This window comes from Spirillospora sp. NPDC048911 (assembly GCF_043198015.1).
Classification (GTDB): domain Bacteria; phylum Actinomycetota; class Actinomycetes; order Streptosporangiales; family Streptosporangiaceae; genus Spirillospora.
In genome coordinates this window covers 137,183-154,350 of sequence record NZ_JBICUD010000005.1, presented here as the reverse complement: position 1 = coordinate 154,350, position 17,168 = coordinate 137,183, and the positions used below count along the sequence as shown (strand labels likewise).

Annotated in this window: 23 protein-coding genes; 17 read left to right on the top strand and 6 right to left on the bottom strand. The window is 68.8% G+C overall.

Annotated elements, in window-relative coordinates; all coding sequences use genetic code 11:
* Positions 1-21: 21 nt before the first annotated feature.
* Both ACGFNU_RS23600 and ACGFNU_RS23595 read right to left on the bottom strand, forming a co-directional pair.
* Complete coding sequence (locus ACGFNU_RS23600) at positions 22-600, bottom strand: DUF5994 family protein (protein WP_392596814.1); 579 nt, start codon at positions 598-600, stop codon at positions 22-24.
* A 76-nt stretch (positions 601-676) separates the two neighbouring features.
* Positions 677-949 carry a hypothetical protein gene (locus tag ACGFNU_RS23595; RefSeq protein WP_392596813.1) on the bottom strand — a complete coding sequence of 91 codons (273 nt, stop codon included), beginning with the start codon at positions 947-949 and terminating at the stop codon, positions 677-679.
* Between the two features lie 131 nt (positions 950-1,080).
* Between ACGFNU_RS23595 and ACGFNU_RS23590 the strand changes: the two genes are divergently transcribed.
* The 5 genes from ACGFNU_RS23590 to ACGFNU_RS23570 all read left to right on the top strand — a co-directional run bounded on the left by ACGFNU_RS23590 (position 1,081) and on the right by ACGFNU_RS23570 (position 5,494).
* Positions 1,081-2,142, top strand: a complete 1,062-nt coding sequence (locus ACGFNU_RS23590) for a tyrosine-type recombinase/integrase (RefSeq protein WP_392596812.1) — start codon at positions 1,081-1,083, stop codon at positions 2,140-2,142.
* A 21-nt stretch (positions 2,143-2,163) separates the two neighbouring features.
* A complete protein-coding gene (locus tag ACGFNU_RS23585) occupies positions 2,164-3,123 on the top strand; it encodes a YihY/virulence factor BrkB family protein (protein WP_392596810.1) in 960 nt (319 codons plus the stop codon).
* Between the two features lie 300 nt (positions 3,124-3,423).
* The gene (locus tag ACGFNU_RS23580; protein ID WP_392596809.1) at positions 3,424-3,795 is read left to right on the top strand and encodes an STAS domain-containing protein; all 372 of its coding nucleotides are present in this window, start codon (positions 3,424-3,426) and stop codon (positions 3,793-3,795) included.
* A 71-nt stretch (positions 3,796-3,866) separates the two neighbouring features.
* Entirely contained in the window at positions 3,867-4,727 is an 861-nt protein-coding gene (locus ACGFNU_RS23575) for a GAF and ANTAR domain-containing protein (RefSeq protein WP_392596807.1), read from the top strand.
* Positions 4,724-5,494 (top strand): GAF domain-containing protein, encoded by a 771-nt coding sequence (locus ACGFNU_RS23570; RefSeq protein WP_392596806.1) that lies wholly within the window; start codon positions 4,724-4,726, stop codon positions 5,492-5,494. Before ACGFNU_RS23575 ends, ACGFNU_RS23570 begins: the two co-directional genes overlap by 4 nt.
* A 728-nt stretch (positions 5,495-6,222) precedes the next feature.
* Here ACGFNU_RS23570 and ACGFNU_RS23565 read toward each other — a convergent pair.
* Positions 6,223-6,684, bottom strand: coding sequence for a hypothetical protein (locus tag ACGFNU_RS23565; protein ID WP_392596804.1), 462 nt, complete (start codon positions 6,682-6,684; stop codon positions 6,223-6,225).
* A 106-nt stretch (positions 6,685-6,790) separates the two neighbouring features.
* Between ACGFNU_RS23565 and ACGFNU_RS23560 the strand changes: the two genes are divergently transcribed.
* Entirely contained in the window at positions 6,791-7,207 is a 417-nt protein-coding gene (locus ACGFNU_RS23560; RefSeq protein WP_392596802.1) for a hypothetical protein, read from the top strand.
* Between the two features lie 176 nt (positions 7,208-7,383).
* On the opposite strand, the gene ACGFNU_RS23555 is transcribed toward ACGFNU_RS23560, so the two are convergent.
* The 3 genes from ACGFNU_RS23555 to ACGFNU_RS23545 all read right to left on the bottom strand — a co-directional run bounded on the left by ACGFNU_RS23555 (position 7,384) and on the right by ACGFNU_RS23545 (position 9,809).
* Positions 7,384-8,025, bottom strand: coding sequence for a 2'-5' RNA ligase family protein (locus tag ACGFNU_RS23555; RefSeq protein ID WP_392596801.1), 642 nt, complete (start codon positions 8,023-8,025; stop codon positions 7,384-7,386).
* The gene (locus ACGFNU_RS23550; protein ID WP_392596799.1) at positions 8,022-9,281 is read right to left on the bottom strand and encodes a hypothetical protein; all 1,260 of its coding nucleotides are present in this window, start codon (positions 9,279-9,281) and stop codon (positions 8,022-8,024) included. The genes ACGFNU_RS23555 and ACGFNU_RS23550 overlap by 4 nt, the downstream gene beginning before the upstream one ends.
* 180 nt (positions 9,282-9,461) lie before the next feature.
* Positions 9,462-9,809, bottom strand: coding sequence for a helix-turn-helix domain-containing protein (locus tag ACGFNU_RS23545; RefSeq protein WP_392596798.1), 348 nt, complete (start codon positions 9,807-9,809; stop codon positions 9,462-9,464).
* Positions 9,810-9,933: 124 nt separating this feature from the next.
* Here ACGFNU_RS23545 and ACGFNU_RS23540 point away from each other — a divergent pair, with 124 nt between their 5' ends.
* The 11 genes from ACGFNU_RS23540 (at position 9,934) to ACGFNU_RS23490 (ending at position 17,076) form a co-directional block, all read left to right on the top strand.
* Positions 9,934-10,080, top strand: coding sequence for a hypothetical protein (locus tag ACGFNU_RS23540; RefSeq protein ID WP_392596796.1), 147 nt, complete (start codon positions 9,934-9,936; stop codon positions 10,078-10,080).
* Between the two features lie 100 nt (positions 10,081-10,180).
* Entirely contained in the window at positions 10,181-10,489 is a 309-nt protein-coding gene (locus ACGFNU_RS23535) for a WhiB family transcriptional regulator (RefSeq protein ID WP_392596794.1), read from the top strand.
* On the top strand, positions 10,489-10,956 hold the full coding sequence (locus ACGFNU_RS23530) for a transcriptional regulator (protein WP_392596793.1): 468 nt from the start codon (positions 10,489-10,491) through the stop codon (positions 10,954-10,956). The genes ACGFNU_RS23535 and ACGFNU_RS23530 overlap by 1 nt, the downstream gene beginning before the upstream one ends.
* A 1-nt stretch (position 10,957) precedes the next feature.
* Positions 10,958-11,179 (top strand): hypothetical protein, encoded by a 222-nt coding sequence (locus tag ACGFNU_RS23525; RefSeq protein WP_392596791.1) that lies wholly within the window; start codon positions 10,958-10,960, stop codon positions 11,177-11,179.
* Positions 11,176-11,820 (top strand): hypothetical protein, encoded by a 645-nt coding sequence (locus ACGFNU_RS23520; RefSeq protein WP_392596789.1) that lies wholly within the window; start codon positions 11,176-11,178, stop codon positions 11,818-11,820. Before ACGFNU_RS23525 ends, ACGFNU_RS23520 begins: the two co-directional genes overlap by 4 nt.
* 35 nt (positions 11,821-11,855) lie before the next feature.
* Positions 11,856-12,818 carry a DUF4097 family beta strand repeat-containing protein gene (locus ACGFNU_RS23515; protein ID WP_392596787.1) on the top strand — a complete coding sequence of 321 codons (963 nt, stop codon included), beginning with the start codon at positions 11,856-11,858 and terminating at the stop codon, positions 12,816-12,818.
* Entirely contained in the window at positions 12,818-13,075 is a 258-nt protein-coding gene (locus tag ACGFNU_RS23510) for a hypothetical protein (protein ID WP_392596786.1), read from the top strand. The genes ACGFNU_RS23515 and ACGFNU_RS23510 overlap by 1 nt, the downstream gene beginning before the upstream one ends.
* Complete coding sequence (locus ACGFNU_RS23505; protein WP_392596784.1) at positions 13,072-13,467, top strand: RRQRL motif-containing zinc-binding protein; 396 nt, start codon at positions 13,072-13,074, stop codon at positions 13,465-13,467. The genes ACGFNU_RS23510 and ACGFNU_RS23505 overlap by 4 nt, the downstream gene beginning before the upstream one ends.
* On the top strand, positions 13,464-13,799 hold the full coding sequence (locus ACGFNU_RS23500) for a hypothetical protein (RefSeq protein ID WP_392596782.1): 336 nt from the start codon (positions 13,464-13,466) through the stop codon (positions 13,797-13,799). The genes ACGFNU_RS23505 and ACGFNU_RS23500 overlap by 4 nt, the downstream gene beginning before the upstream one ends.
* Complete coding sequence (locus ACGFNU_RS23495) at positions 13,796-14,878, top strand: hypothetical protein (protein WP_392596780.1); 1,083 nt, start codon at positions 13,796-13,798, stop codon at positions 14,876-14,878. The genes ACGFNU_RS23500 and ACGFNU_RS23495 overlap by 4 nt, the downstream gene beginning before the upstream one ends.
* The gene (locus ACGFNU_RS23490; RefSeq protein ID WP_392596778.1) at positions 14,878-17,076 is read left to right on the top strand and encodes a hypothetical protein; all 2,199 of its coding nucleotides are present in this window, start codon (positions 14,878-14,880) and stop codon (positions 17,074-17,076) included. Before ACGFNU_RS23495 ends, ACGFNU_RS23490 begins: the two co-directional genes overlap by 1 nt.
* Positions 17,077-17,168: the final 92 nt, after the last annotated feature.

The following is a 17,168-nucleotide window of genomic DNA, read 5'->3' as shown; positions in this document are numbered from 1 at the left end:
CCCTGGGGGCCGGGCGGCGGGTCAATGCGCGACAGCGTGGTGTCCTAGGTGTCCGCCCTCTGATTCCCAGGCGCCGTGGTCAGCACTTTCCGCCGCGGCCAGGGCGTCCGGACCGGTCGGTGCGGTGAGCGCGGCCAGCAGTTCGGAAGGCCGCAGGTTGTTGGTGGGGTGGGCCGCCAACTCCAGCCCCGCGATAGCCGCCGCATGGCCGGTGCCGGACGGGACGGTGAACAGGTCGACGCGGCGGCCGTCGGCGTAGATCGCGGTGAGCAGCCCGGCGGGCAGGGTGTCGAACCAGCTCAGACGCACCACCCGGGTATCGGCAGGGCCGTCGACGCGCAGCCGGCGAGGCCGGCCGTCCCAGTCGGACGCCCGCAGCATGACGTGGGCGATGAGCCGGTGGTCGTCGGCGGGGCCGTTCTCTTGGAGCGCCAGGATCAGCCCGGGCAACTCGGCGACCGGGTCGGCCGAGCGGGGCCACCAGCCGCCGTCCAGCGGCGTCCGGGGCGATCCCGTCGCGGGCGCCGGCCGGAGCCGCAGCCGGGGGGTCGAGGGTTGCGAGAGGCTGATCGTTGTTCTTCGTTCAGTTGTCGTCCACATGGGGGCGATGCCCCTTTCCCCCGGGCCGCCCGGAGGCGGTCTCGGGGAGAATGCGTGATCAGGACGGGTCAGATCGTCAGTGGTGTCCCCGCAGATGCGGGGTGAGGCGGCGTAGCCGGGAGAGCCATTGGGTCCCGGTCACCAGGGTGACCAGGATCGTCGCGGCCACCGCGGTCGCCAGCGCCATGACAACTGCCATCAGCAGGTCGACCTGTACGAGGAACACGATGAGCACGAGCACCGTGGCCAGCGCGATCACAGCAGGCCAAGCCTGGTGCGTCCAGGTGGCGGACCGGCCGGGGGCCATCGCTGGTCGGCCGGATCGACGAGCGCGATCGAAGGTCGGCATGAACATCCCCCTTGTCGGGGTGAGCCGGTGTGGCGGGTCAGCCTCAGGATGGGATGTCGTCGTTGCCGGATGTCTTGAGTCTACGCGGCGCAACTTCCGATATCTACGAATATCTGAATTAACCTGAGCGAGTGGCTTCCGATACCTCTCCCTCAGCGGAATCTCGGCCCCCTCGGGCGGCTTCCGATACTTCGCGGCGCCTGCCAGGTGAGACGCCGTCACCGAGCAGACGGCGGGGCCGGCGAGGCGCCCGGCCGACCCCGCTGCCGGCGGATCTGCGGTCGATTTTCGCCGAGTACGAGCGCGACGTCGCCAAGCCGGGCAGCCCACTGGACGCCGACACCGTCCGCGCGTACGCCTCGAGGGTCCGCCAGTACCTGGCCTGGCTCGCCGCCGCCTCAGCCGACGGGCCGGCGGGCGGCGACCCGCTGGCCGATCCCGGCGCCCGCGACATGGCGGCCCGCCACTACCGCGCCCACCTGGAGACCGTGGCCAGGCGCAAACCCGCCACCGTCAACGCGCACCTGACGGCGGTCGATGACTTCTACCGCCGTCGCGGACTGGGACCGGCCGCCACCGAACGCGCCGACCGGTCCCCCGCCGCCCCCCGCGCCCTGGACGAACGCGACCAGATCCGACTGTTGCGCGAGGCCGACCGCGCCGCGCTGCGTGACAAGGCGATCGCGTTCACCGCCTTCTACGCCGGCACCCGCATCAGCGAGACCACCGGCCTGGACACCGGCGATGTCCACCTGACGGCCCGCGAGGGCCACCTGGACGTCTGCTACGGCAAGAACGGCAGATACCGCGAGATTCCCTTGCACCCCAAGCTCCGCACCGTGCTGGAGGAATGGCTGCGCGAACGCTCCACCTGGAAGGGCGCCGACGCCACCCCCGCACTGTTCCTCAACCGGCGCGGCGGCCGGCTCTCGGCCCGTTCGGCCTACACCGTTCTGCGCACCATCGCGGACGCCGCAGGCCTGCCGTTGGGCCGCGACGGCCTGTTCACCTCGCACGTCCTGCGGCACACCGCCGGTACCACCATGACCCGCCAGGGCACCGACATCGTCATCGTCGCCGAACTCCTCGGCCAGTCCGTCGAAACCGCCCGCCGCTACAGCCTGCCCACCCGCGAAGACCGGCAGAAGGCCATCGAACGACTCACCAACGACCAGTCACCCCATCAGTCGTGACCTGAGACGGGGTGGCCACCGATGACCAGGCAAGATGACCAGAAACAGCCCGCCGAGCCCCCGCCCGGGGCGACTCCTCCGGCCAGAACCTTCGGTGGTCGGCGTGGCCGCCGCCTGGCGGAACGGTTGGCGGAACGGGCGCGGCAAGGGGGGCGGCTGGCCCGTCGAACCGTCGCGCAGGCATGGTCGGACCGGGTGCTGGGCCTGTCGGCCGAGGCCGGCTTCTGGGCGCTGCTGTCGCTGACTCCGCTGCTGGTGGTGCTGGTCGCCTGCATCGGCTACCTCACCCCGCTGTTCGGCACCGACGTGGTCGCCGACGTGGAGAGCCGGATCCTGGCGGCTGCCGAGCAGGTCCTGGCCCCCTCAGCCGTGCGGGAGGTCGTCAAACCCGTCCTGGCCGACGTGCTGCGGCACGGCAGCGGCGGCATCGTGTCGGCCGGATTCATCCTGGCGCTGTGGACCGGATCGGCGGCGATGAGCACCTACGTCAACGCCATCACCATCGCCTACGGAATGCGAGACGTGCGATCGGCGGTGCGGGCCCGCGCATTGGCCTTCGCGCTCTACCTGGGGGCCCTGGCCACCGGCGTCATCACACTCCCCGTCCTGGTAGCCGCCCCAGGCTGGATCATCGCCGCCACCCCGGCCGGGGCACGCCCCGCCCTCACCCCGCTGGTGCGCTACGGATACTGGCCCTTCCTGATCGTCGTCTGCACCGGCCTGCTGGTGACCCTCTACCACCTCGCCACCCCCGTACGCCGCCGATGGCACCGCGACCTGCCCGGCGCGATCGTGGCCATGCTGCTATGGCTGGGCGGCAGCCTCGCGCTGCGATGGTTCCTGTCAGCGGCGATCACCCACAACCCCGCCTACGGCGTCCTGGCCGCACCCGCCGCGGCACTCCTGTTCCTCTACGTCACCGCACTGGCCGTCCTACTCGGCGCCGAACTCAACGCCCAACTCGACCGCCCCGCGCGGTGACAGCGCCGGTCGCACCCGGCGGCCCGCCCCGATGAGCCGCGCCGAATTGGACGGCCATGTGTGCAGAAAAGGGCCCGGGAATGAATTCCCTGGCGTATCGGCCACGGAGAGGTAAGCTGCACAAGGAGATAGTGACCGTCACCGACGGTGATCTTTCCCTCATCGATCCGTGTGTCGTCCAGACCTTGCGCCGCACCCAACCGCTATTCCGGCTGGCTGCCGCCGCACCGTCTCACCTGAGTGAACGAGGCGCCTTCGCAGACCGGGCAGTTCAGCTCATCACGGGTGGAGGTACTGGTCGTGGGCGTGTCGACGTCATCGGGCGTGCTGTGTCTGTCCAACCACCGGAATGGCCACACGGTGACCGTCACGATCACCGGGGAGTTGGACGTCGCCACCGCCGATCGCCTTCTTCGTCATGTCGATCGGACATTGCGCGGTGACGTGACCGGCGTGGTCCTGGACATGACCGAGGTGTCGTTCATCGCCGCGGCCGGATTGGGCGTCCTCGTGGCGTTGGCCGAGTCGGCGGCCGAGCATGACACCATGTTGCGGCTGGGCGACGTGTCGCCGATGGTAGCCAGGCTGCTCGACATCACGGGCCTGACCCAACGATTTCCGGTGGAGCGAGCAGTCGCCGGGCTCCGCGACATGGGTTCTGGGCCCGGATGATCGAGTCACCGCGGACGGTTCGTTCGTGAGGAGCGGTCGGATGGCGGGCGAATGTGGTGGATGAGGCCCGGATGCTTCGGGTGTGGTCGCAGATCAACGCTTGCGCCGGTACCGAGGGCGTGCCGGTCTCAGTCGGGCACGCCTGCATCGCCGCCGCCCACTCCATCGGCGCGTTCGGTGCGGGGTTGTCGATGAGCCGCGGCGACGGGCTCCGGGAGCCGATGTTCACCACCGGCGGGCGCAGCGAAGAGGTGAGCGATTTGCAGTTCACGCTGGGCGAGGGACCCTGTCTGGACGCGTTGAGGACGAACGACACGATCCTGGTCGCGGATATGGCCTCCGAGAGCAACCGCCGGCGCTGGCCGGGGTTCGCCCCGGCCGCCGCCCGGATGGGAGTGGGCGGACTGTTCTCGATCCCCGTCCGGGCCGGCGCCGTCAGGATGGGAGTGCTCGACCTCTACCGTGGACGGCCCGGCCCGCTGACCGGGGAGGAGTTGGCCGATGTGCTGGCCTACGCCGACGCTCTGCTGGTACTCGCGCTCGACCGGCGTGTCGGGATCAGCCCGGGGATGGGAGCCTTCCTTGACGCCGAGTTCACCGAGCGGCGGGCCGAGGTCCACCAGGCGACCGGGATGATCAGCGTGCAGCTCGGAGTCGGGATGTCCGAGGCGCTGGCCCGGCTCCGCGCCCATGCCTACGCTCACGATCGGCGGCTGGCGGACGTATCGGCCGATGTCGTGGCGCGGCGGTTGCAGTTCCATCCGGAGAGGGACGGCCGCACTGATGCCCGCATACACGGCGGTGGGGCGAACGCCGCCGCGGACGGCCGGGTGGGGGCCGTTGGCGATCCACCCGGAGAGCAGAACAATGGGAGTAAGGACACCGGTCCCCTGCCAGGTACCGACACGACAGGTGAGGAGGGGGCGGAGTGAGCACGGCGGTGAACCGGCGGGTGCGCGCCACCTTTGTGGAACTGGCCGACACCTTGGTGGACGACTACGACGTCATCGACTTCCTGGACACCCTTGCCCAGCGGGTGGTGGAACTGCTGGACGTCGCGGCGTGCGGGGTTCTGCTGGCCGACCATCGCGGCAACCTGAATCTGCTGGCCGCCTCCTCCCAACAGTCCAGGCTGCTGGAGCTGTTCCAATTGCAGAGCTCACAGGGCCCCTGCCTGGAGTGCTTTCGGAGCGGTCGCAGCGTTCAGTGCGACGACCTCACCAAGGCCGACTCAAGGTGGCCGCTTTTCGCCCCGGCCTCCGTCGCCAGCGGCTACGCCGCCGTCCACGCCCTCCCGATGCGCCTGCGCGAAGAGATCATCGGAGCGATGAACCTGTTCAGCGCCACACCAGGCCCGATGACGCGTGACGACCTCGAACTCGGGCAGGCACTGGCGGACACGGCGACGATCGGGATCCTGCACGAAAGGACCGTTCGGCGCCACGAAGAGGTGGCCGACCAGCTTCAGGCCGCTCTCAACAGCCGGATCCTGATCGAGCAGGCGAAGGGCGTTCTCGCCCAGCGCCTGGACATCACCGTCGACGAGGCCTTCACCGCCCTGCGCGGCCATGCCCGCAGCACCAACACCAAGATCACCAAGATCGCCGGCGCCGTCATCGACGGCAGCCTCCGCATTCCGCCTCTGGTGCGGCGACCCGAACGAGACCACGACGCCGGGACGTTGGACGACGAAGCCTGATCGCCCGCGCCTTGTGGCGGATCCCGCGAGGCGTATGGTGGCGGCGAACGCAACATCCCATCGGACGCGTGAGCGTGCCGGTGGCGATGGCCTGTCGCTCCGGACCAGGCGGCATCCCACCCGGCCGATGCCCGGCCGGATCAAGGGGTCGCAGAACATGAACCCGGCGCCCGTTCCCGAATCACCCACGTCCGCCACTCCGGCGGCCGCGCCACCCGCCGCGACCTTCGAGGGACTGTTCGCCGTGCTGGAAGCAGCCGCCCTGGCCAACAAACGGCAAGCGACGAGCAGGCCAGGCCCATTCTCAATCCCCTCGATCAGAGCAGACCCGCCGCGAGCGTGCCTCGGCACGATGACCCGCCGCCTTCCGCCGTGACACCGACCGGCGGCACCCCACCACCCGACCCGGCGGACGTGCTCCTCAACAAACTGTTCGCCATCGGGCTGGACCTCCACGCAACCCTGACCCTCACCCGGACCATCACGTCATCGACAGGCTCGACCAAGCCGTCGACGACCTCCGCACCTTGGCGTGGACAGTGGAATCCGCGCAGACCTCCGGCCCAACACCGAGCAACTCAACGGCGACCTCTTCGCCTCGCCCCTGAACAACACCGGACGCACGGCGGACAGGCAACGTCAAGGAGGCGTAGTCGCCGCAGAACGTCACTCCGGAAACGCCGATGACGATCAGCGAACTCGTGGCGCAAGGCGTTTTCGCCGAGGGTTCACAAAGGACGGGCCGGACGATAGCGAACTCCCACACGGGTGGCGCAGCGTGCGGAGGTGTCTCGCATTTTGTCGTCCGGATTATACAAGACCTGCTCGCTGAGGCGGAGCGTCCGAATCGGTGCTTCGATGCGGTGATCTGCGAATCGATCGACCGCCATACCTACATCGGCACTCTCATCGAGAACCGTCTCGAAGGGGCCGGCGTACTCCTGCTCGCGGCCGACGAGCCGATCAACCTGGACGGCAAACGTGCATCGCAGATCCTCACCCGGCGCGTCAAGCAAGGCGTAGCCGAGTGGTACGTGCTGGAGTTGCTGGAGAAGTCCTGGGGCGGGTTCGAGGCCCACGCCGAGCAGGGCTTCAACGTCGGCAAGCCTCCGTACGGCCACATCGCCAAGAAGGTCCCGCACCCAGTCCCCGCCCGTCGGGCCGAGGGTGCGTCCAAGCACCTGCTGCAACCCGACCCGGTGCGCGGGCCGGTCGTCACCACCATCTTCATGTGGCGGGTGACCGAATGTCTGGGATACCAGGCGATCGCCGTTCGGCGAGAACCGCTGTTACCGGTTGTCGAGCCTCCTGGCGGAGGCGAACAGCCGGGCGTACGCAGACCACCAGGCGTCCATCGCAGCGGTCCGCAGGGCGCTGGCCCGACGCCGCGAGGTCCTGATCGCCAGCCTCGAACACCTCGACCTCCCGGACCCCGAGTTCACCCGCGACATCAACACCCGCGCCGCCGAACTCAGCGCCGAACGCGAACTGAAGAAGGTCCGCCTCGCCGAGCTGGAACGCACTCAGCCGACCCCGCAATGCCCCGCTCTGCTCGACGCGTTGCCCACCGGGGTGATCGACCTCGCGAACATTCCGGAGGAGAAACCGCGACACCAACAAGATGCACTGCCAGATCACCATCACGCCCGAATTAGTCTCAGCGCAGCGAGAGGCAGCGAACCAGGCCCTAGAAGTGCGAAAGCCCGTGCATAATGGCGATCATGCACAGGTTTGTGTGGTGCCCCCTGCAGGATTCGAACCTGCGCACACGGCTCCGGAGGCCATGCCAGGGGAACACTCCTCAGTGGGTCCTGACCAGCCCAAACTCTCTTTGGGACTAGTGGAGAGCCAGCAACTCTCTCGCAAGTCTCTCGCCCGACGGTCTGAACCTACTCAGGAGCCGCGCCACCGAGCGGGATCGACGCCACGGGCTGCCACTTCCATTGACGCTCTTCATCCCACTGCACGACGAGCGTGAGCGCGGAGATCGTGACCTCCCGCTCGGGGAGAGCCAGGCCCAGCGACTCGATCAGGGGCCGCGCGGGCTGGTTGGCCGTGCTGTAGCAGAGGGTCATGTGCGGGACCCACTCGCCTGGACCGCTGGTGGATCGGCCCGCACGGTCGGTGACAGTGCGCGTAGCGGCCTGCGCGGCCCTGAGAACGGGGCGGAGTGACTCCTGAGGGTGCACGCCAAGCATGATTGCCTCTGGGTGGTAGAGAACGGGCCCCAATTTCACGGTCACCGGCGCCACGTCCGCCAGGGAGTCCGAGGCAAGCGCGACCATCGTTTCCATCTGGTCGTGCGTTATTTCTGTGGTCGACCCCGTAACTAGCACCGTCATATGCAGCCAATCGAGCGGAGTCATATGAAGCCCCTCGAACTGTGCCAGACGTTCCTGGGCAGACTGGGCGATGGAGCGCACGTCCGGGTTTCCACCTAGGAGGATGTGCCAATAGATCGTGCCGGTGCCAGGACTTGCCTCGGTGCGGTTGAGCCACCGATCTCGCATCTGAACGGGAAGTTGGCTCACGTACTCTCCTCCGCAGTGTCGCCCTCTGAGTCTAGTGCGGCCAAGTTGAAAAGCCGGATCTCCTCACGGAGTTCGGTGACGATCGCGACATCCTCATAACGGTTGTGGCGGAGCTTCCTTTCCACCTTTTCTAGGTGACGTGTAACGGTGGACATGCGGAACCCTGGTTCCAGGGAGAGCATGCTCCTCACTTCCGCGGCGGCTTTCTCCAGCGACCCCCTCATTAGGTGAGCGAGCGCGGCGCCTACGCGAATCTGTGCCCAGGTTGCGGGATTTCGAGGGGCCCCCGATTCCCATCCTTTGTCCGCCAGTATCGCCGCGCGTAGAGCGGCATCGGCATCACCTGTCAGCGTTGCAACGGATGATGCAAATAGCGCTTGGCGTTCGACAGGGAATGACCAGACGGTTATGTCGGGTTCGGTTGTGAGTAGGGTCTCGGCTGCTGCTTCGGCTTTGTTGGCTGCCATCTTGGCTCGTTCGATGTCGCCGAGCAAGGCGGCGCCATTGGCCTCGTACCAGGCAAGTTGCACCTTGATGGAGTCCTCAGGGCTGCGCTCGTAGCCTTGATGAGCAAAATCCGCAGACTCAATTAGTCTGTCCTGCCATCGCGCTGTTTTAGCGCGGGCGCTCCAAGCGAAAGCCTCGGTGGATTCGGCTTCCTGGGCGAACATCAGAGCGGCGAGCCCGTACTGTTCGGCTCTGTAGTCCTCATTGATATCGCCCAAGAGCATGCATGCATGGGCGAGGAGATCGGAATTTAGTTTGAGTAGTTCGCGGGTCTCGCGGAATCGGTGATGCCCACTCTCGATCATCGCTTGAGTTTGCTGTTGGACCCGTAGAACCTCTCTAAGAAGCGGCTTGGTCGGGGCACGTGGATGTGCTCGCGCAAGCGACACCACCGCCCTGGCAACCTGGTCGACGGCATCCCGGCTTGTGTTGGTTCCGGCTATCCATGAAGTGAGTGCGTCAAGCTCATTCTCTGGCGTGATCAGTTGGCGGTCGTTTCGTTGCGTTTGCATCGGCCCGCCGATTGCCGATGCAAACCGAGCCTTGGCGTCCTCGGTGGCGTCGCGTCTCAGAGCGGTGTCTAGGGCCTGTTGCATTTCTGTTGACAGGACCATGTCCGGGTTGGCATTCCATTTCGCCACTGTCCGGACGGCAACGCCGAGGGTTTCGGCAAAGCTTTCGTTGGTCGCTCGCATGGCCTTGAGCAGCGCTTTGGCGTGTCTGCCTGTCCATTCGTCAACGACGTCCACGGTGGCGCTACTCCGTAGCTGGGGGGCTGGGTGCACTGCCGGTGCACTGGGAGTGCACTGCCGGTTCATCGTGCCAAGGGCGCTGCCCTGGCTTCAATGAGATTGCAGCCGAACAGGGGTGAGAGGAGGTGAAAGCGATGAACGGGACAGACGCCGGCCGACAGCGATTCGGATGGATGTTCACGGCACCTTCTTACGCTCTGGCAGGTGAGATTCGAGAGCTTCGACCCGCCCGCGCAACTCGGCCAGCTCCTCGCGCAGTTGGCCAAGGGATGATGCCTCGACATCATCCGGGGTCTCGCTGTAGCGACCGTCTAGAGAGACCTCTCGTAGTCGGTCCTCCGGAAGACCTAGGGCGCGAGAGATCGCTGCCAGCGTCGAGCGTGAACGCTGGCGGGCAACCCCCTGTTGGATCTGCCGGAGGGTCGCGGGTGAGACACCGGACCTCTCCGCCAGCTCGCGCTGGGTGATGTTCAGTTCCCGCATCCGGTCGTTGACGACCTTCGCGACTGCGGTCCAGTTGCCCACAGAGTCCTCCTGACCAGGGCTGACTACCACCTACCACCCACCCGAAGAGTACCGAAATAACCGCGCTCTTGACAGCGCTAGTTTTAGCGCTCATATTAGCGCTAACGAACCAAAGGAGCTCGCAGTGTTCCCCCAGAAGTCCAGCAGCATCCCCCAGTGGCTCGCCGGCGTCGCGCTCGTGATCTTCGCGGTGAACAACCCGGAGAAGGCCGCCGCGCTGGTCAACAAGGTGATCCACGCGGTCACCGTGATCGCCGGATCGCTGGGTTGATCCCGTGACTGCCCGCCGCTCGCAGACGCCGGCCCTCGGTGCACAGGCCACCAAGCACGCCGCCGAGGGCCGCTCTTCCCGACCGATCACCGGAGGTCTGATGAATCCCGATCTGCCCGCCCTGCCGTTGGTGGACCTGATCCAGTCGCTCGCCGAGGGCGACTGTCACGACCCGTATCTGCACACCGGCCCGGACGCGTTCGAGTACGAGCCGCTGGACGAGCGGGCGCCCCGTGAGGCGGTGGCCATCGAGGTGTGCCGGTCGTGCCCGGTCCGCGCCGCCTGCCTGGCCTACGCCCTCCAGGTGCAGCCGACGCATGGCATCTGGGCGGGTTACCGGCCGAACGAGCTCGCGGCGCTGGCCCACGAGCAGCGCCGGCCGCTCGATGAGCTGGGGGAGGTGGCCTGATGTTGGGCGCCGACGCCACGACGTTCGCCGCGGTGTTCGCGGCGCTGTATGCCGCCCACGAGGTGGGGGACCACTGGATGCAGACGCACGCACAGGCGTGCGGCAAGGAAGCAGCCGGTTGGGCCGGCCGCATCCTGTGCGCCAAGCACGTGGCCACGCTCGCTGCCACCAAGGCCGCCGCCCTGACGCTCATGGCCGTGGTGATCGGCATCCCGCTGCACCCCGCCGCGGTCGGCACCGCGCTGGCGGTGGACGGTGTGTCGCACTACTGGGCGGACCGGCGCGTCACCCTCGCCGCCCTGGCCGAGTGGCTCGGCCGCCGCATCATCCCCGGCAAGGGCGACTTCTACCGGCTCGGTAACGGCGAGACTGCCCCGACCGGTACCGGCGCCTACGCCCTTGACCAGAGCTGGCACGTGGGATGGCTGTTCATCGCCGCCCTGATCGGCTGCATGGGGGTGGCCTGAGATGACCACCCTGCGCAGGCTGCACGGCCGGCTTCTGAACCTGGCCATCCGGGTTATGCCCTGCATCTTCGCCTTCCACCTGGCGTGCTTCACCGCCTGCACCGTGATCTACCGGACCACCGGCCACGCGGCGATGCCGCTCTCGCTGATCTCGGGTCTCGGCATGGTGGCGACGCTGTGGTGCCTGTTCACGATCCAGCCCGGCAGGGGTGAGTCATCGTGAGTGCCCGCCTGACACCACGCCCACTGGACGCTTTCCCCGGTGAGAACCGGTCCGGCCGCCGCCTGGTGTACCGCCTGGTGGCCGCGGTGGACATCGAGCGGTACAGCGCCCGCGACGTGCGCGGCCAGCTCGACGCCCAAACAACGCTTGACGCGGTGCTCACCGCCGCGGCCGACGCTGCCGGTCTGGATCGCGCCGGTTGGTATCGGCAGGTCAACGGCGACGGTGAACTGTCGGTGCTGCCCGCCGACACCTGCCCCGCCCTGGTAGTCGGGGACTTCACCCGCCACCTGGCCGCCGCGGTCAGCGACCGCAACCAGGGCGCCGAGCGACCACTCCGGCTGCGGATCGCGCTGCATCACGGCACGTTGCTGCCCGGACCGTTCGGCCCGGCCGGAGACGCGCCGATCGTGGCCGCGCGACTGCTCAACGCCACGCCCCTGCGTCGCCTGCTCAGCCACCAGTCCGGCCACGACACCGCGCTCATCATCTCCGCGGCGCTGTTCCGCGACGTGGTGACCACCGGCTTGTGCGCGCTGACACCTGAGCGCTTCCACCCCGCACGCATCACCGCCAAGGGCGTGACCTACCACGCCCACCTTCACCGCCCCCTGCCCACCTTCGCCGCCATCGCGGCATGACCCCCCTGCCTGCCAACACAGGAGGAGACAACCAAGTGACAACTCGAACCCTGACCGCGAACCGGCCCGGCCCGGTGGCGCTGTCGATCGACCTGCCCATCGGCGACATCAAAGTGATCACCGACCCCGGCCGCTCGCTCGCCGAGGTCACCGTGACCGCCGTGGGCGACGACCCCGCCATCAACGACGCCGTCCGTGACGCGTTCCTGCACACCAACGAGTCGACCGGCGAGATGACCGTCCGGGTTCGCCCACCGGCCGGCGTCACCATCATGGGCGGTACTCAGACCGTGCGCGGCAACTTCGGCGCGACCGTCGTTCAGTCGTTCGGCGACATCCGCACCGGCGTTGAGGTGACCGGCGTTGAGATCAGCGGGGACGGCATGGTCAACCTCGGTGGCCGTGTCGTGGTCAACGGCGTGGAGATCACCGGCCGCGGCGTGATCGTGGGCCATGTCGAGATCACCGCGCACGTGCCCGAGGGCACGGTGTTGGCCACCGTCACCCGGTCGGCGAGCCTGGAGTGTTCGGGGGAACTGGCCGTGGTCGGCTTCACCTCGACGTCGGGTGGCCTGTCTGCCGGTGGTGTCGGCACGCTGCGCGCCGACACCGTCTCCGGCGACATCGCCGCCGTCATCGTGGACGGCGCCGCCATCGTGCGGTCGGTGTCGGGCGATGTCCACCTGGCTCGCGCCGACGACGTCACCGCCACCACCACCTCCGGCGACATCACGGTAGGCGATTTCGCCGGCCGCGCCGAGGTGTCGACGGTGTCGGGGGATGTGCGGGTGCGCGCCGCCGAGGGCGGCACCATCTCCGCCCGGTCGGTGTCGGGCGATGTCACCGTGACCGCGACCGGCACGGCGTTGGCCGAGGGACTGACCGTCAACGCCACTTCCCGCACCGGCCGCGTGAGCACGCCCACCGACACCCCGGCCGGTACCGCGTCGCCCGCGGCCCGTGCCCGCCGGCCGCGCCGCACGGACGGAGGCGCGTGATGACCGCCGTTGTGCTGTTGGGCGTGCTCGCCGCTGCGGTGTGGGTGTGCGCGTCGCCGGTCCGGCTCGCCGTCGCCGGTGCGGTGCTGATGATCGCGCACCCGGTGCCGACGTTCGCGGTCACCGCCGTGGCGACGGTGGCGTTGACGATGGCCGCGGTGTGGATGGCCTACCGGTCGCTGGGTGAGGGCGGCTGGTGGCTGATCACCGTGCAGCGGCCGGCGTTCGCGGTCAGCCGGGCGGGGGTGGCGTCATGACGCGCCGCCGTAGCTCCGCGCGGTTCTTCGACCCGACCGGCGCCCGGTACGGGATCCCCACGTGGCCGTGGCGGATGGCGCCGCCGCACCTGCGCACCCGCCGCCAGCTCGCCGCCGAAGGATTGCGGCCCGGAGGCCAGGACATCGCCGGTCAAGTGCTGTGGCACTCACACCGCTACAACGCGCCCGGTGGAGTGCGCGCCGCCTACCTGTACGACATCCGCTTGGCGCTGCCCAAGCGCATCCCATCCCGGCGCCAGCGCGCCGCGCTGGCCAAAGCCCTCCAAGCACGCCGCATCTGCCCTGACTGCGGCACTGACGCCGGATACGTCCTGTCACGCCGTCTGGGTGTCTGTCTGGACTGTGCTGAGCGAATGGAGCTGGCGGCATGACCACCATCGCGACCACCCGCACCGTGTCCGCTGCCCTGGGCGAACAAGCCACCAAGCACGCCGCCGAGGGCCGCACCTTCCAACCGATCACGGGCCTCAACGACACCCCGCACAGCTACGACGCCGCGCACACCGGCCGACCGCTGCGTAGCGGTCCGGTCAAGCGCTGCCCGTCCTGCCGCACGCCGCTGGACGGCGGCCCGGTCCGCTTCCGCTGCCACCCCTGCGGGACTCCGGTCATGGCCGCCGATATCGACACCGAATACCACCCCGGCGCGCTGCCCAACCCGGACCGCGTCACCGGCGACCACGAAGGGAGGAACCGGCGATGACCACGACCTACGACCCACCGCAGACCACCAACGGCCACACCACCGACCGGCACGGGCGAACGGTGCAGGTGTTCAACCTGCGGTACCTGCCCGGCTGGATGGCCCGCCGCCGCGGCACCGACACCGCGGAAGGGAAGGCGCCCGCCGCGGGCACCGACCGCGCCGGCGGGTGGTTGCTGGCGGTCGCCAGCGTGCTCTTGCTGGCGCTGGCGGTCGCGCAGGGCTACGTGTCCTACCGGGCTCAGTATGCGTTCGTGCACGCCGAGAAGGGCGAGCACACCGCGTCCATGCTGGAAGCGCTCGGGCTGGACGCCGCCGCGGTCATCTTCGCCCTGCTAGCGCTGGCGCAGGCCCGGCTTGGCCGTCCGGCGGTCGCCGAACGCGCGCTGAACCTGGCCTGTGTCCTGGGCTCGCTGTGCATGAACGCCCTGTCGGCCGATCCGGGTTCGGCCAAGTCGGTGGCGGCGTGGGTGATGCCCGCCGCGCTGTACGCCGCCGCCTCCGACCGCCTCATCGCCGTGGTCCGGCGGCGAGCGCTGGCCGGTCGTGACGGCGAGCAGGACGGCTCGCCACTGGCCGCCGCCCGCGGTGTTGCGCTCTGGACGCTGCGGTTCGGGATGGCGCCGTCCAGCACCGTGCGCGGCTTCCGGTCTTGGGTGCTGGACGAGGCCCCGGTAGCGCCCGGCCGCCGCGCTCTCCCGGCCCGCCGAGACCTACCCGCCCTGCCCGCGCCACGCGCCACCGGCACGGACACCGCACCAGACAACAAGGCGGACACCACACCGGACAGCCAGGCGGACAAGGCGGCCCGCGCGCCGCGTCCGGTGTCCGCCACCCGGACCGCCACCCGTCCGGCACCCAAGAGGGGAACGCGGCCGGACAAGGTGGCGGACAAAGCCCGCGCCCTGCTGACCGCCGACCCGGACATGACCGGCGCCGAGTTGGGCCGCCGCCTAAAGGTGTCCGAGCGCACCGGAAGCCGTCTCCGCAACCGCCTCACCGCCTCGACCGAACACGCCACCGGCACCGGCACCGGCAGCCGGACCGCTGATGAGCTCGCAAAGGACGGTGACTCCTGATGAGTTTCCTGGACAAGTCCGCGGCCGGTGACGCCGAGATCGTGCCATTCCCCGACCGCGCCGCGGCGGCCCCGGATGACGATCTGACTGACCGGCAGACCGACACCGCCATCCCCGCGCAGGCAGCCGACCCGGCGGACACGGCGGATTTTGACACCTCGTTCGAGGTGCAGCTTGACGCCGAACCCGACACCGCGCCCGAACCGGTGGACGACGGCATCGGGTACCTGCTGGATGACCCGGACGGCGACGCCTACCCGGTCATCCCCGAGAACCTGCGCAGCGTGGGCGGTGTCGGTGAGGCCATCGGCCGGCACGCCCGCCGGTTCGGGCACCGGATCGCCTTCCATGGCGTCCGTGCCCCCCGCTACCTGCTGCTGGCGGTGCTGTGGGGCACGGTCGGGCTGTGGCGGCTGATCGACCGGCAACTGTCGTGGTGGTGGGTGTCCGAGCAGGACTATCTACGGTCGCTGGCGGTCGCGCAGGGCGATTCGCGGGAGTGGTACAAGCTGCACCGCGAGGTGAAAGAGACCCGCCGTGTCCGCGGCTGGATCCTGGCTGGCCAAGCGTTCGGCGTGCTGTTCGCGGTGCTGGTCATGATCTCGGTGGCGCCGTGGTGGGGATGGGCCGCCGCCGCTGCGGTGGTAGTGCCGTGGCTGGCGCACCTGGGCCGGCCGGAGGATCATCCGATCATCGTTCCGGCGATGACGGTGCCGCGGTTCCGGCTGCTGAATCACGATGTGGTGTTGCGCGCCTACTACCGCGCCGGCCTGGGTCACCCGGACAAGCCAGACGAGCAGGTCACCTTCGAGACCACCATGTCGCGGACCAAGGAGGGGCAGGGGTCGCAGGTCAAGGTCGTGCTGCCGCACGGCACGGGGTTCGATGACGTGGTCAAGGCCAAGGACAAGCTCGCCTCTGGGCTGGATGTCGCGCCGTCGCAGGTGTATCTGACGCACGACCCGTCCAGCCACCGGCGGCACACCCTGACGGTGATGGACCGCGACCCGCTCGCCATCCCAGCGGGCAAGACACCGCTGCTGGACTGCAAGCCCCGCAACATCTGGCAGCCCGCGCCGTTCGGGCTGGACGAGCACAGCCGCAAGGTCGTCATCGCGCTGCTGTGGATCTCCATCCTGATCGGTGCGCAGCCGCGCAAGGGCAAGACGTTCGCCGCCCGGCTGCTCGCTTTGTATGCGGTGCTGGACGCGCACGTGCGGATCAGCATCGTGGACGGCAAGAACTCGCCGGACTGGAAGAAGTTCGCGCTGGTCGCGCACCACTTCATTCGCGGTGTCATGCCCAACCGCGGCGGTGACCCGGTCCGCCAGCTCATCGCCGCACTCGCCGAGATCAAGCAGCACATCATCGACACCAACGACTTCCTGTCCACCCTGTCCACCGACGAATGCCCCGAGGGCAAGCTCACCGAAGAGCTGTGCCGCCGCTACCCCAAGCGGCTGTTCATCTGGATGCTGGTCATGGAGGAGTTCCAGAACTACTTCGAGCTCCCCGACCAGGACGCCAACAAGCAGGTCGCCGAACTGCTGTCGTTCATCCTGGCGGTCGGCCCCTCCTCCGGTGTCATCTTGGTGTCCTCCTCACAGAAGCCGTCGGGGATCGGCGCGGGGGATGTGCAGCGGTTGTTCAACCGCTACCGCGACAACCACGGCGTGCGGTTCGCGCTCAAGTGCGGCAACCGCACGGTGTCTGAGGCGATCCTGGGCGGTGACGCATACCAGCAGGGATATGACGCCTCAACGCTGCCGGTCGGCAAGCCGTTCCTGGGCGTGGGGTACCTGCACGACGCGTTCGACCACACCCCGACTGTGCGCACCCACCTGGCCGACCACGGCGACGCTGAGAAGATCCTCACCGCCGCGCGCCGCATGCGCGAACGCGCCGGCACCCTGACCGGCTACGCCGCCAACGAGGCCACCGGCACCCCCGACCGCGACGTCCTGGGCGACGTGCTGGCGGTGTTCGGCGGCGACCCCGGCCTGCACTGGACCGAACTCGCCGACCGCCTCGCCGACCAGATCGGCGACCGGTGGGCCGACGTCACCGCCGACGCCATCTCCGCGCAATGCCGTGATCTCGGTGTGTCGAGCGTGGACGTCAAACGCGGCGGCATCACCCGCAAGGGATGCCGCAAGCAAGCCGTCCAGCGCGCCGCCGACACCACCGCAACCGGCTGACCAACACCCGCTACCCGGTAGCGGCACCGCTACCCGGTCGACCTGCACAAACCCCGAATGCCGCTACCTGCCGCTACCCGCACCCCCGCGCT

What these genes read in the sequence shown, in the direction of transcription:
- ACGFNU_RS23595 (WP_392596813.1), bottom strand. Translation starts at nt 949, where the DNA reads ATGCCGACCTTCGATCGCGCTCGTCGATCCGGCCGACCAGCGATGGCC.
- ACGFNU_RS23585 (WP_392596810.1), top strand. Translation starts at nt 2,164, where the DNA reads ATGACCAGGCAAGATGACCAGAAACAGCCCGCCGAGCCCCCGCCCGGG.
- ACGFNU_RS23490 (WP_392596778.1), top strand. Translation starts at nt 14,878, where the DNA reads ATGAGTTTCCTGGACAAGTCCGCGGCCGGTGACGCCGAGATCGTGCCA.
- ACGFNU_RS23500 (WP_392596782.1), top strand. Translation starts at nt 13,464, where the DNA reads ATGACCACCATCGCGACCACCCGCACCGTGTCCGCTGCCCTGGGCGAA.
- ACGFNU_RS23510 (WP_392596786.1), top strand. Translation starts at nt 12,818, where the DNA reads ATGACCGCCGTTGTGCTGTTGGGCGTGCTCGCCGCTGCGGTGTGGGTG.
- ACGFNU_RS23495 (WP_392596780.1), top strand. Translation starts at nt 13,796, where the DNA reads ATGACCACGACCTACGACCCACCGCAGACCACCAACGGCCACACCACC.
- ACGFNU_RS23505 (WP_392596784.1), top strand. Translation starts at nt 13,072, where the DNA reads ATGACGCGCCGCCGTAGCTCCGCGCGGTTCTTCGACCCGACCGGCGCC.
- ACGFNU_RS23530 (WP_392596793.1), top strand. Translation starts at nt 10,489, where the DNA reads ATGTTGGGCGCCGACGCCACGACGTTCGCCGCGGTGTTCGCGGCGCTG.
- ACGFNU_RS23575 (WP_392596807.1), top strand. Translation starts at nt 3,867, where the DNA reads ATGCTTCGGGTGTGGTCGCAGATCAACGCTTGCGCCGGTACCGAGGGC.
- ACGFNU_RS23600 (WP_392596814.1), bottom strand. Translation starts at nt 600, where the DNA reads ATGTGGACGACAACTGAACGAAGAACAACGATCAGCCTCTCGCAACCC.
- ACGFNU_RS23535 (WP_392596794.1), top strand. Translation starts at nt 10,181, where the DNA reads ATGAATCCCGATCTGCCCGCCCTGCCGTTGGTGGACCTGATCCAGTCG.
- ACGFNU_RS23525 (WP_392596791.1), top strand. Translation starts at nt 10,958, where the DNA reads ATGACCACCCTGCGCAGGCTGCACGGCCGGCTTCTGAACCTGGCCATC.